At 46.6% G+C, this 13,424-nt stretch carries 11 protein-coding genes and 2 riboswitches; of the genes, 5 read left to right on the top strand and 6 right to left on the bottom strand.

What is annotated here, in order from left to right; translation table 11 throughout:
- Positions 1-17 precede the first annotated feature (17 nt).
- The gene (locus ACR64J_RS08400) at positions 18-1,643 is read right to left on the bottom strand and encodes a phospholipase D family protein (protein ID WP_435949255.1); all 1,626 of its coding nucleotides are present in this window, start codon (positions 1,641-1,643) and stop codon (positions 18-20) included.
- 384 nt (positions 1,644-2,027) lie between these two features.
- Here ACR64J_RS08400 and ACR64J_RS08395 point away from each other — a divergent pair, with 384 nt between their 5' ends.
- The 4 genes from ACR64J_RS08395 (at position 2,028) to ACR64J_RS08380 (ending at position 5,908) form a co-directional block, all read left to right on the top strand.
- Complete coding sequence (locus tag ACR64J_RS08395; RefSeq protein ID WP_435949254.1) at positions 2,028-3,311, top strand: O-succinylhomoserine sulfhydrylase; 1,284 nt, start codon at positions 2,028-2,030, stop codon at positions 3,309-3,311.
- A 75-nt stretch (positions 3,312-3,386) separates the two neighbouring features.
- Entirely contained in the window at positions 3,387-3,716 is a 330-nt protein-coding gene (locus ACR64J_RS08390; protein WP_317198533.1) for a YbaB/EbfC family nucleoid-associated protein, read from the top strand.
- Between the two features lie 143 nt (positions 3,717-3,859).
- Positions 3,860-4,453: a recombination mediator RecR gene (gene recR, locus ACR64J_RS08385; RefSeq protein WP_435949253.1), complete on the top strand. Its 594-nt coding sequence runs from the start codon at positions 3,860-3,862 to the stop codon at positions 4,451-4,453.
- Positions 4,454-4,627: 174 nt separating this feature from the next.
- Positions 4,628-5,908, top strand: coding sequence for a ribonuclease D (locus ACR64J_RS08380; protein WP_435949252.1), 1,281 nt, complete (start codon positions 4,628-4,630; stop codon positions 5,906-5,908).
- Between the two features lie 2 nt (positions 5,909-5,910).
- On the opposite strand, the gene ACR64J_RS08375 is transcribed toward ACR64J_RS08380, so the two are convergent.
- The 5 genes from ACR64J_RS08375 to gcvT all read right to left on the bottom strand — a co-directional run bounded on the left by ACR64J_RS08375 (position 5,911) and on the right by gcvT (position 12,403).
- Positions 5,911-6,588: a lipase family alpha/beta hydrolase gene (locus ACR64J_RS08375; protein ID WP_435949251.1), complete on the bottom strand. Its 678-nt coding sequence runs from the start codon at positions 6,586-6,588 to the stop codon at positions 5,911-5,913.
- A gap of 131 nt (positions 6,589-6,719) precedes the next feature.
- A complete protein-coding gene (gene gcvP / locus ACR64J_RS08370; RefSeq protein ID WP_435949250.1) occupies positions 6,720-9,623 on the bottom strand; it encodes an aminomethyl-transferring glycine dehydrogenase in 2,904 nt (967 codons plus the stop codon).
- Between the two features lie 72 nt (positions 9,624-9,695).
- Positions 9,696-10,457 (bottom strand): nitroreductase family protein, encoded by a 762-nt coding sequence (locus tag ACR64J_RS08365; protein ID WP_435949249.1) that lies wholly within the window; start codon positions 10,455-10,457, stop codon positions 9,696-9,698.
- 288 nt (positions 10,458-10,745) lie between these two features.
- Positions 10,746-11,126, bottom strand: a complete 381-nt coding sequence (gcvH, locus tag ACR64J_RS08360; protein WP_317198526.1) for a glycine cleavage system protein GcvH — start codon at positions 11,124-11,126, stop codon at positions 10,746-10,748.
- A 104-nt stretch (positions 11,127-11,230) separates the two neighbouring features.
- Positions 11,231-12,403: a glycine cleavage system aminomethyltransferase GcvT gene (gene gcvT, locus ACR64J_RS08355; RefSeq protein ID WP_435949248.1), complete on the bottom strand. Its 1,173-nt coding sequence runs from the start codon at positions 12,401-12,403 to the stop codon at positions 11,231-11,233.
- Between the two features lie 157 nt (positions 12,404-12,560).
- A riboswitch (glycine riboswitch) is annotated at positions 12,561-12,707 on the bottom strand.
- Positions 12,708-12,760: 53 nt separating this feature from the next.
- Positions 12,761-12,869, bottom strand: a riboswitch (glycine riboswitch).
- A gap of 177 nt (positions 12,870-13,046) precedes the next feature.
- Between gcvT and ACR64J_RS08350 the strand changes: the two genes are divergently transcribed.
- Positions 13,047-13,367 carry a YcgL domain-containing protein gene (locus ACR64J_RS08350; protein ID WP_435949247.1) on the top strand — a complete coding sequence of 107 codons (321 nt, stop codon included), beginning with the start codon at positions 13,047-13,049 and terminating at the stop codon, positions 13,365-13,367.
- Positions 13,368-13,424: the final 57 nt, after the last annotated feature.

The following is a 13,424-nucleotide window of genomic DNA, read 5'->3' as shown; positions in this document are numbered from 1 at the left end:
GGTATAAAGGAGTAGAGTTATAACAACCAATCAATAGGGAGGAGCGACATTATAGTAAGCCAAATGTGATCCGCCATATCGACGCGCGGCTCGCTATCATAAATAATGGGCTTACCATCTTTAATAGTATGCCACTGCAAGGTATCGTCATCTATAAGTTTGACCTCATAAGCCTGCGCGAGTAGATCATCACTTAATGCTTGGTGCAATTGCTGTGCCAGCTCGTCGTCGTTGATAATGACGCCCATTTCGGTATTAATATTAGCAGAGCGTGGGTCAACGTTGTACGAGCCGATAAACACTTGATGGTCATCGATGGCAAAGGTCTTGGCGTGCAGACTGGTTGATGACTGGCTACGAGCTTTCCACAGTTTGTTTTCACGTTTCTCTTCACTTGCCGTTGATTTTAGCTCGTATATTTTGATGCCAGCGCGCAAAAGCTCAGGTCGCCATTTACTATAGCCTGAGTGTACAGCGGTCACATCGGTGGCATCAAAAGAGTTGGTCAAAATTCTAATCTCAATACCAGATTTTGCCAAGGCGACGAGGGTCTCAACGCCATCTTTGGTCGGTACAAAGTAGGAGGAGATAATCGTGAGCTTCTCGGAGGGACTACCAAGTAGCGTACGCAGTTGATGCACCAAGTTGGTATCGCTGGCAACGGTTTTGGTCAGCTTGCCGACATCATCACTCAAAAACTGCATATCCGTCCAGCGAAATGGCACTTGTTTATTGACCAAATCTTTGTCAATAGTAGAGTCCTCAATCGCATTGCGATATACCGCCAAGCTACTGTTTGCGTTACTTTTCTCTTCTTCTTTAAGCTTGTTTAAACCGTCTAAAAAGTCAGTAGTCGCCCCTTTGTCTAAAGTGACTAGAGTTTCGATATCAAAGGAGATGGGCGCTGACCAATAACTGGTAAAGCTATTATCAATGTCGGCGACGACTTTACCAATGAGTAAAACATCTAAGTCTGCAAACTGGCTGCTTTGATCATTACTTAAGTATTCATTACCAATATTACGGCCACCGATAATGGTGATTTGCTTATCAAAAATCATGCTTTTATTATGCATACGCCGATTGATACGCGGCAGACCGGTGACAAAATTTAGGGTCTGAAATTTGCGATGCATCAAAGGATTGATAATACGTACAGCGGTATTAGGGTGACTGGCAAAGCGTAGCAAGGTCTGATCAAGCTTAGCATTACTATTAAAATCATCTATAAGCAGGCGCACGATAACGCCGCGCTCAGCGGCCTCCCACAAGTCTTTGAGCATGAGCTGACCGGCTTGATCATTGTGCCAGATATAGTACTGTACATCGATGCTACGTGTTGCCATATCCGTCAAGATGCTACGCGAGGCGAAGGCATTGGCGCCAGTGACAATCGGATGATAGCCTGAGAGCTCTGGATGAATGTCGTTTTGCTCACTGATCGCATTGATCAAATCAGTGCTAACACGCACAGTATTGTCATTACTATTGTCTTGATAAAGCGCATTTAGCCGTGCTGATAGGTTTTGGCTATCAGGTAGGTGCGGCTGATTGGGCAGAGCCTGACAGCCACCAAGCGCTAGAGATAGTCCAAGTACCAGACTTAGATGCAGACGACTTGGGGTTAAATGAGACAATGACATAACGGGTTTACCTTAATGAGCTTGAAGTGCTAAAGAATACAAGAGGATAATAGCACTAATTGAATCAGACCAAATAGCTGTACTCACTGCAGATTTTTAATAGAGCTCTTTATTCGGCGCTCATCTTATCAGTTGCATCTAAAGCTGCCTAGATAAACTACGTTACTTTTTGCGAGTGATAATCGACATTGTTTTGTGCCTCATGCTGGTTTGCTTACTGCTGTCAAAAACTTATCAAAGTCAGCTTGAGAGTGCTTAATATTCAACAGACATCATCAAAGCAGATGTTTGAGATAAAGTGACATGTTATGATAGCGGTCAGTAAAAATTAGCCCAAACATTAACTAAACATTAATAAGAGCAAGAACCACGGAAAAAAGTGTTATGAGTGATTCGCAAGAGCAGAGTAATCTTATAGACAGTGATGATAGTGGCCTAGATACAAACTGGCGTTCTGACGCGTTAGATTTGGACGCAGGCTACGGCATGCAAACGATTGCTGTACGCGCAGGACAGCACCGCAGCGATGAAGGTGAGCACTCAGAACCTATCTATACGACTAGCTCCTACGTCTATGCTTCAGCAGAAGACGCTGCGGCCCATTTCAATGGTACTAAGACGGGCAATGTCTACTCGCGTCATACCAATCCAAGCGTACGCACTTTTGAGCGCCGCTTAGCCGCGTTAGAAAACGGCGCGCGCGCAGTAGCAACTGCCTCTGGCATGGGCGCAATCTTAACCATGTGTTTGGCGTATCTTAAACAGGGCGATCACCTGCTCGCTGCCAATCAACTATTTGGCTCCTCTATCGGACTGTTTAACAATTATGTTGCCAAGTTTGGGGTCGAGGTCAGCTATGTGGATTGCTTTGACAACGACGCTTGGGCGAATGCGGTTCAACCGAACACTAAGGTGATCTATTGCGAAAGCCCGAGCAATCCATTAGCACAAATTTGCGATATCGGCTATTTAAGTGAGCTATGCCGCGCTAATGATATCTTGTTAGTCGTTGATAATTGCTTTGCTTCTCCTGCCATTCAGCGTCCACTAGATTTAGGCGCAGACGTGGTGATTCATTCGGCAACTAAATACTTAGATGGTCAAGGCCGCGTATTGGGCGGCGCACTTGTGGGTAGCGACAAGCTTATGCAAGAGGCGTTTACTGTGGTACGCTCAGGCGGTATCAGTATGAGCCCGTTCAATGCGTGGGTATTTACCAAAGGACTTGAGACTCTTAAATTACGCATGCAAGCGCATTGCCAAAATGCCAACCAAGTCGTGCAGTTTTTGGTCAATCACCCCAAGGTCAGATGCGTACATTTTTCAGGCTTACCTGATCATCCTGCTCATGACTTAGCGACCCGTCAGCACCATATGAAAGACGGCTACGGTGCCATCATGGGCTTTGAGGTTGCAGCGTCTGAGACTCATGATGCAAAAGCGGCGGCTTGGCATGTGATAGACTCAACTACAATGATCTCCATTACCAACAACCTTGGTGATGCTAAAACGACGATTACCCATCCTGCGACCACCACGCACTTTCGCCTAACCCCTGAGGCGCGCGCTGAGGCTGGCGTCAAAGATAGCTTGATACGTCTGTCAGTGGGGCTAGAAGACGCTGAGGATATTATCAAAGATTTGGCGCGCGGTTTAGACAGTTTATAAAGATAGCGCTATAATCACTTATTACAATTTTACTTATTTATCAAAACCACTCGTTTATCAAAAGAAGAGGCCATTATGAACATTCAAGCACTCATGCAACAAGCGCAAACGATGCAAAAGAAAGTCGAAGCCAACGTCGAGAACGCCAAAAAAGAGCTGGCTAATAAAGAAGTACAAGCAGAAGCGGGCAGTGGTCTGGTCAAAGTGACCATGACTGGTCGTCACGTGGTCAAGCGTATCAGCATTGATCCAAGTCTTTTAGAGGACGAGCCTGATATGATCGAAGATTTGATCGCTGCCGCTATCAATGATGCGGTTCGTCAAGCGGATGAGTTATACGAAGAAACGATGACAGGCGCGACCTCTGGTATGGGCTTGCCACCTGGTATGCAAGGCATGTTCTAAACTTTGACATTCAAGTACCACTGCAAAGATGCTCAGAGATGTTGACTCTAGCAGTCAAAACATGGGGTTGTTATCACGACGATACGACCCCATTTTTATACCTATCATTTAGTATTCATTGTTAATAGCGAAAGGATGACAATTTGCTTACTGCTAAATTTGATCAGCTCGTCAAACAGCTACGTATTTTGCCAGGTGTAGGGCAAAAGAGTGCCCAGCGTATGGCGCTGCATTTATTGACCAAAAAGCGCCCTCAAGGTATGGCGCTCGCCCAAGCGCTCGACGAGGCAATGCGCGATATCGTTGAATGTCAACGCTGTCATAGTTTTAGTGATGATAACGTCTGTCCCTTATGCCAAGACCCTAGGCGTGATGAGACCACTCTATGTGTGGTTGAGACTGCCGCTGATGTGATGGCCATTGAGCAAACGGCAGGCTATCGCGGCCTATATTTTGTATTAGGCGGACATTTATCTCCGATTGATGGTATTAGTGCGGATGATCTTAATATCGATCAGCTGGTTTGGCGGGTTAAACAAGAACCCGTTGACGAGCTGATACTGGCGACAGGGACAACCGTAGAGGGGCAGACGACCGCGCACTTCATCAGTGAAGCGGTCAGTCGCCATGTCAAAAAGGTCACACGCTTGGCACAAGGTGTGCCCATGGGCGGCGAGCTTGAGTACCTTGACAGCATGACCTTGGGGCAAGCGCTACAAAATCGCTCTTTTTTATAAATTAAAATCTGTAGTAAGCTGCTTATTGTAGTAGTCAAATTGACTTATAATAAGTGAGCAATTGCCCATTTGTGTTGCTATACTTTATTTTTAGTATCTAATCTTAAACGTTGCCAGCGTTTGACCGTTCTGGCAACGTTTTCTTCTTATTCCTATCTATGCAGGTATCTGCCCGTGTCCCATGTTCTAACTGATACAAACACTCAAGTGTCCGATGCTAGTATTTTAAAAGCAGACAACATGCAGACATCAATGCCCAAAGAGCCCGATATCGATGCTTTGTTAGACATCGCCGATGAGGCCAAGGTTACTTGGGTACGCGAGCAGTATCAGTTAGGGGCAGTCATCAAAGCGCTCAAAGTGTGCGGGCGTGTGGCATTAGATACCGAATTTATCAAGCGTGATACTTACTATCCGCGTTTGGCACTTGTGCAGCTTAATGTCGGCGATCATATTTACTTACTTGATGCACCAAAATTGCAATTGAGCGAGTTTTGGCAAGCGCTAACAGAAGTGGATGTGGCTATTTGGCATGCCTGTGGCGAGGATTTAGGGATATTTTATTTGCTATCAGGTTGCCCGCCATTGACCAATATTTTTGATACCCAAATTGCACTGTCTTATTTAACAGGACAGTTGCAAATGGGTTATCAGCAGGCGCTAGATGAGCAGCTCGATATGCACATTGATAAGGAGCACAGCCAGTCCGATTGGCTCCAGCGTCCATTAACCGATGAGCAAGAGCAGTACGCTATTGATGATGTGCGCTTTTTGCCTGCGCTGTATTTAAGTATAGAGCACGCGCTCAAATCAAAAGGTTTATACGATTATGTCTGGGCCGATTGCCAGCTCTATGCCTCAGAGCTATATGAGACGCAGCATATCGAAGATGATGCTATGTATTTGACCATGGCAGATTATCGATACAACGCGCAGCAAATGGCAGTTTTGCAAGCGGTAGCGACTTGGCGCGAGCAGCTGGCGCGCGCGACCAATCAGCCGCGCACCTTTGTCATCAAAAAACAAGCGGTACGTGAGATCATCACCGAAAAGCCTAACACCATGCGTGAACTGGCGCACAAGACGACCATGCATCGTAGTATGCTGCGTCTATATGGTGAGGAGTTACTCACTATCATCAAGGATGCAAAGGCGCTACCTGCGGCCGAGCAACCAGCGCTCATAGCGCCGCCTTATCGCTCAAAAAACAAAGTACTCTCAAAAGCGGTGCAACAGGCAATAGACAAACAAGCTGAAAAGATAGGCGTGCCTACCAGCGTGCTCATGCGCAAAAAGTGGCTACATCAGTTATATGAAGTGATTGCCTATGACAAGGATTTGTCTGATATGCCACTAGGTTTACAAGGCTGGCGCTATGAGTGGGTCACGCAGACTTTGATACCCGTCATTGAAGAGCACAAGGTTGAGCTAAAGCAGGGCATGGGGGTTAGGTAGAGCTAGTCACGATTAAACGCTCCATTGTCTAAGAAATACACCACTTGCCAAGCGACTTGCTTTTTAAAAAGCATACCCGTGTGCGTGACAGGCAAAATAATATGATCAGTGGCGCCGGCAAGCTGAGTCTCGCTCACATAAACGGTACCATCATGCGCTAACCGCTTAACAGTCAATGAGCTATCCGCTTTACGTAATTTACGATTATGATAACTTAAAATGGGCTGACCTAAACCTTGCGCTTTATTGCCTGCAATAACGCCAAGCTCGATACCTTTTGGCAGTGGCGCAACTGTACCATCCAACGCTTGCTCATAGGATTTACCGACGATAGCAGGCGCTAATCGCCAGATATAATCGCCACTTACGCTGCCCAAGTGGGGCGTTCCCAAGGTGACGCAGCGCCCGATTTTCCACTTGGGGTAATGTGCAACAAAATCTCGAATGATCAAACCGCCTAAGCTATGACCGACGAGATCTATCGACTGATCAGGAAAGTGATTATTCTTAAGCCACTCATTGAGTCGTGCGCTATTGGTTTTGATGCCATCGCGCATGCTGCGATAGCCGTACTGGTGAGTCCTATAGCCTTGTGCTTGCAAGCGTTTGGCTAATGGGCGCATGACCCAAGCGGTTTGATGGAGACCGTGTATGAGGATAACGCGGTTTTTTTGTGACATGTTTGTTTTGATACCCTAGGTTATAAAATGAGCAGACTTCGCTATCATAAAGGAGTCGTGACGAACTGGCAAAATAAAACCTCCATATCAATGATTAATATGGAGGTTTTTTAATTCAAAAATTTTTAGTGCTACATATAGTTTTCGATACTTGGGCATGAACACATCAAGTTTTTGTCGCCATAGACATCATCCACGCGAGCAACACTAGGCCAGAACTTATGCGCGCGGATATAGGGCAGCGGGAACGCAGCGGTATCACGGCTGTACGGATGCGACCACTCGCTATCGGTAATCATCGATGCCGTATGCGGCGCGTTTACTAGTGGATTGTCCTCTAGTGTCCAACCGTCATCGCCAGCTTTGGCTTTCATCGCCTCATCTTTGATAGATTTGAGCGCGTCGATAAAACGATCTAGCTCCTCTTTAGATTCAGACTCGGTCGGCTCTATCATGAGCGTACCTGCTACTGGGAAACTCATCGTTGGCGAATGGAAACCGTAATCCATCAAGCGCTTGGCGATATCGCTCTCAGTGATGCCCGTCTCTTCTTTTAGCGGACGGATATCGATGATACATTCGTGCGCGACGCGGCCGTTTTTGCCCGTATAGAGTACAGGGTAGTGATCCCGTAAGCTGTCAGCGACGTAGTTGGCATTAAGAAGCGCCAGTTTAGTGGCTTCAAGCAGACCGTCACGGCCCATCATCGCAATATACATCCATGAGATCGGTAAGATACTCGCAGAACCATACGGCGCGGCTGATACCGCTGAGCAGTCATTTGGCGCATTGTGTACAGGGCTTAGGACATGGTTGGCTTTAAACGGTGCTAGATGCGCTTGCATACCGATAGGGCCCATACCTGGACCGCCGCCGCCATGCGGAATACAAAAGGTTTTGTGCAAGTTCATGTGCAAGACGTCTGCGCCAACATCAGCAGGTTGCATGATACCGACCTGAGCGTTCATGTTAGCGCCGTCCATATAGACTTGACCGCCGTGCTTATGAATGAGGCTACAGATATCACGGATACCTTCTTCAAACACGCCATGCGTCGATGGATAAGTGATCATCAACGCGCCTAAATTGGCACTGTGCTCCTCGCATTTTTCTTTTAGATCATCGATATCGATGTTGCCGTTGTCGTCGGTTTTTACCACAACGACTTTCATACCCATCATAATGGCAGTCGCAGGGTTGGTACCGTGTGCTGACATAGGAATCAGGCAGATATCACGATCCGTCTCGCCTAGAGACTCATGATAGCGGCGAATGGCTAAGAGACCTGCGTACTCACCAGAGGCGCCAGAATTGGGCTGCATAGAGATATCATCAAACCCTGTGATGGCTTTGAGCTGCTCTTGTAAGCTATCGATCATCTCGATATAACCGCCAACTTGGTCGCGCGGTGCAAACGGATGCACGTTGGCAAATTCAGGCCAAGTAATCGGTAGCATCTCACTGGTGGCGTTGAGCTTCATAGTACAGCTGCCAAGCGAGATCATACTGCGGTTCATCGCCAGATCTTTGTCTTCTAGTGACTTTAAGTACCGCAGCATCTCGTGCTCAGTATGATGCGAGTTAAAGACGGGGTGGGTCAAGATATCATCAGTACGCAGATGTGCGCTATCGAGTGATACGCTCGCATTTTGGGGTAAGTCATGAGACTTGCTGACAAACAATTGCGTCAATACTTTAAAATCTTCAACATCACTGGTTTCACTAAAGGCGACCCCAATCTTGGTATCGCCATGACGCCATAAGTTATAACCGACATTATCCGCGTTTTCAAAGATTTGCGTCGCCATTTTCTCAGAGCCGCAGTCGACAACGACGGTATCAAAGAACTGGTCATGGACGACGCTTACGTTATTATCGTTATCGCTATTATTTCTAATCACATCAGCAAAAGCAGTAGCAAAGGCATGGATGCGAGTGGCAATGCGCTTAACGCCCGTTGGACCATGATAGACGGCGTACATACCAGCTAGGTTAGCGAGCAAAACTTGTGAGGTACAAATATTTGAGTTGGCTTTTTCGCGGCGGATATGCTGCTCACGCGTCTGTAGTGCCATGCGCAGAGCGGTATTGCCTTGCGAGTCTTTTGAGACGCCGATGATACGACCAGGGGCTGAGCGCTTAGCTTTGTCCAAAAACGCAAAGTAGGCGGCGTGTGGACCACCAAAACCCATTGGAATACCAAAGCGCTGAGTGCTACCGAGCGCGATATCTGCACCCATATCCGCAGGAGACTTTAGCAACACCAAACTCATGATGTCGCTGATCACAGAGGTATAGGTTTTCTTTTCTTTGACCGCGCTGATGACGTCAGTTAAGTCTTTGACATCGCCTTCAACCCCGACATACTGAAAAATTGCGCCAAAATAATCGCCAGACTTAGCGAGTTCAAAATCACCAACGATGACATCCCAACCAAAATACTTGGCACGCGTATGAATGACATCCAAAGTCTGCGGATAAATACGCTCATCGACGAAGAATTGCGTGGATTTGCTTTTGCTCATGCGCTTAGACATCGCCATCGCTTCAGCTGCCGCAGTCGCTTCATCTAATAGTGAGGCACCAGCAAGCTCAAGACCAGTCAGATCGATACAAACTTGCTGGAAGTTAAGCAAAGCTTCTAAGCGACCCTGAGCGATTTCTGCTTGGTAAGGCGTATAAGCGGTATACCAGCCTGGATTTTCAAGTACGTTACGCTGAATGACTGCTGGCATGCGTACAGGCGAGTAGCCTTGGCCGATATAGCTTTTATTAACAGTAATGTTATCTGCCATCGCGCGCAGTTTGGCAAGGGCGGCGTGCTCACTCATCGCCACAGGCAGATCTAGCGCTTTATTTAAACGTACTGGCGCAGGGACAGTATCATCAACGAAAGTGTCCAAATCGCTATAGCCGATAGCGCTGAGCAAATCTGCTTGCTTGGCATCGTTAGAGCCTAAATGGCGATAGACAAATTCAGCTTCATTAAACAAGCCTTTAAAAGTATCGAACGTCGGTTGTTGAGAGAGAGTCATGACAGTCCTTAAGTAAGCTTTAGATATTGAGTATTGAGAGTTAAAAATGGCAAGCGGCTTATCTTGATCTTGCTACACGTAATGCACAAATTGCGCGTCATCGAAACGAAACTGAGCGCTATAAATACCATTGTCCGCACGCTCGCCTGCGCCAATCATCATGACCACATGATGATCATCACCAAGACTAAGCAAACGCTTCATCGCAGGCTCATCGAAGCCGCCCATAGGGCAACTATCAAATCCGTGTGCACGCAGGGCTAGCATTAAGTTTTCAGCCGCTAAGGCTGTATTATTGGTTGCCCAGTTTTTGACATCATCAAAGGTATAGTAAGGGGATTTGATCGGTCCTTTGACTTGGCGAAAGACTTGCGTCGCGCTCCATTTAGCAGCCGATATCACGTTGGCAGGACCACGCAAAAAGTCTAAAGCGACCACTTTGGTATAGTAGTCTTTGACCTTTTTGGGTATCGGGGTTTCTGGATACTCGCGTAGTATCTGCTGCGCGTGATCGTGCCAGATATCAGTGCGAGCGACGACAGCGATTAGGCGCGCTGAAGTTTTTGCCGCGTTTTGACCCATACAGTTTTTGATCGCTTTTTTGCGCTTTTTGTCGCTATCAATGACATAAAACTCCCATGGCTGTAGATTGCTCGAGTTCGGCGCGAGCATAGCTAAGCGCAGGCAGTCGGCCATTACCTCATCTGGAATAGGGGTGTCAGTGAAACGGCGTACCGAGCGGCGCGACTCAACCACTTCGCGAAACGCTTGTAATTGCGGCGTATGCTCAGGCATAGCGAGATCAGGGTTTGGGCTGGCGTTCTCAGTAGTCATATACAAGTCCATACTGGCGGCAAAAGGAGGTGAGTGATAAATAATTATCAACAGTCTAGCTATTTGGTAGAGATAAGCTTAGCCAATAGCAAGTACTGATAATAATGTTGATCTAAAGTAACATTAGCTGGACCAGCCTAGGTTCAGACAAGTTCAGATAAGAGGTATAACGTTTATCGGTACAGATACCAGCGGATGCCAGTATCTGTATTCTTGCCAATATCTGTACTATTCAAGTGCTAGCGTTTGCAAATGATAGCTGTTAGTTTTTGAATACCTAAAAAGCAATTACAGCTCGTTTTCGTACTCGTCAGCCGTCATCAAGGCCTCAAAATCATCCATATTGTCAGGTTTCATTCTAAAGAACCACCCTTCGCCGTATGGGTCTGAGTTGATGATTTCTGGATCGTCTTCTAATGCTTCATTGATAGCGACAATCTCACCTGATATTGGCGCGTATACGTCAGAGGCGGCTTTGACAGATTCAACCACTGAGATCTCATCATCAACGGCAATCGTATCGCCCACATCTGGCAATTCGACGAATACCACATCACCTAATAGGTCCTGCGCGTGATCAGTGATGCCAACGGTAATGGTGCCGTCGTCTTCTAGACGTAACCATTCGTGACTGGCGATGTACTTAAGTTCTGCTGGGATATTGCTCATGGTCTCTCTCCTAAATGATAGAGGATGGTTTAAAAAGTTAGAGTGTAAAGCGAATACGAACCAAAACCAAGAGGAAGATAAAATCTACCCATCAGCTTTGATAATTAATCAAATTGTTGTTTACCATTACGTACAAATGGTAGCTTGAGTACGCGAACGTCAACGAACTTGCCCTTACCGCGTAGATCCACTTGTACGGTATCTTCATCAGTGATGCTGGCAGGAACGCGGGCGATAGCGATAGAGTGTTTGAGGCTAGGGGAGAAGGTGCCACTGGTGATAACGCCAGTTTGCTCTCCACTTGTCCCCTGATTAATGGTCACGCTCATGCCTTCACGCAATACGCCGCGGGTGGTAAGTAATAGGCCCACTTGCTTCATCGCCGTATTGTCGTCTTTGGACTGTTTACGCTTGCTGACCATAGCGCTGCGACCAACAAAATCACGCTCGTCTTTGAGCGCTAAGGTCCAGCCCATGTTGCTCTCATACGGGCTGATGGTCTCATCCATATCGTGACCGTAAAGGTTCATGCCCGCTTCCATACGCAAAGTATCACGTGCACCAAGCCCTGCTGGTTTTATGCCGTGCTGCTTTAATAACTCAAAAAATGCAGGCGCGTCATCACCGTGCATGATGACTTCGACGCCATCCTCACCCGTATAACCTGTACGGGCCACGAACCAGTCTGTGCCTTCGATATCAGTAAGATCAGCACCAACAAAGGGCTTAAGTCCCGCTAGTGTCTCACCCCAGCTCGGCTTTGCCTCAGCTAATTTGGCGACGGCATTAGGGCCTTGAACCGCGAGCATTGCAAGCTCGGTGCGCTCGGTAATAGTGATATCAAAGTCTGTAGCGACTGTATTAAATTGTGCGATGTCTTTATCACGAGTGGCAGCATTGGAGACAATACGGTATTCGCTCTCATCTTCGGTCATGAGATAAACGATCAAATCATCAATGATACCGCCGTCTTCATTGAGCATAGGCGAGTACAGAGCCTTACCAACCGTTTTTAGTTTGTCGACATCGTTTGCTAGCAGCTTTTGTAGCCAAGCTTTACTATCAACACCCTTAACATCGACGATCACCATATGCGACACATCGAACATACCTGCATCAGTACGCACCGCCTCATGCTCTTCGATTTGTGAGCCGTAATGAATAGGTAGCTCCCAACCCGAAAAATCTACCAGTTTGCCGTCGCTATCAACGTGCGACTGATATAAGGGAGTGCGCTGCGGCGCTTGAGTATTAAGAGCATTGTGAGTGTCGGTCATAACAAATCCTTGTAAACGCTAGTCGCAGTAACGACTAAAGCGTTAAGCAGTAGTGGGAGGCAAGTTCGCTTGGCGTAAACTTGACTTTAAAGGTAGCACAAAAGGGGTGCACAATAAATAAAGCATAGACCAAACAAGCGCGTAAGCTCGTTTAGCAAAAGCCCTATCTGTCCTGTGACCTGAGATTTTCAATACGCCGTTATAATATTAGCTTTTAATTGAAAGTTAATAGCAACGTATTTTCTCCCCTTCGGTGGGTAAGGGTAATAATGCATCACCTTTACCGCTCTCCAGATTTGTTATGCCTAAGGTATGGGTTAATATGCGTTTAAACGTAACAGCATAAACCTAATAGACATGGGTTATTCAGTCCTTTGTACCTGAGCGATTGGCAGGGTAGATGCGCCTTCGGTGGTCTCATAACATAATCATAAACTCGTATGAGACTCTCTCCTGAATAACGCCTTTATTATGAAAGGTTCACTGACCTTTTACAAGTCATGGCCTGATAAATTTTATAAGAATAGTATTTTGATGTTAAAGGCTAGACCATATCGATTTACCATACCCAAACGTAAAGCCGCTAATGATGCAAAGCTGATTTGTGCTAATCTACAATGAATTCAATTTATAGGCCAATTTTATGCATTGTGATATTTATAAATTCCCCAAGCACAGCGATATGTATGTTTACATCGCCCGTCCTGATTTCCCTGATGATACTGATGAGCTCAAAGACTGGCTTGGCGTGTTGCCTAAAGACTTTCGGTCGACGCTTGGTCAAAGTAAGTTTGTGATGCATCTGGATTTGGATAGCACCTCTAAGCTGGCTCGCGTTGATAAAGATGAGGTACTCGCCAAATTGCAGTCGCAAGGCTATTATGTGCAAATGCCGCCGCAAGACGTGATGCGCCGTCAAGCTGAGATGCGTGCTAAAGAAGCGCAAGACAAAAGGTATGACTAAAACGCTGTCCACGTATGCATTTGGGTATAAAGCCGTGTTAAACTAGCGGTCTATGAC

Origin of the sequence: Psychrobacter sp. DM8 (assembly GCF_051307025.1) — a bacterium.
Classification (GTDB): Bacteria; Pseudomonadota; Gammaproteobacteria; order Pseudomonadales; family Moraxellaceae; genus Psychrobacter.
Note: the sequence above shows the minus strand (reverse complement) of the source record. Positions and strands in the feature narration are given on the sequence as shown.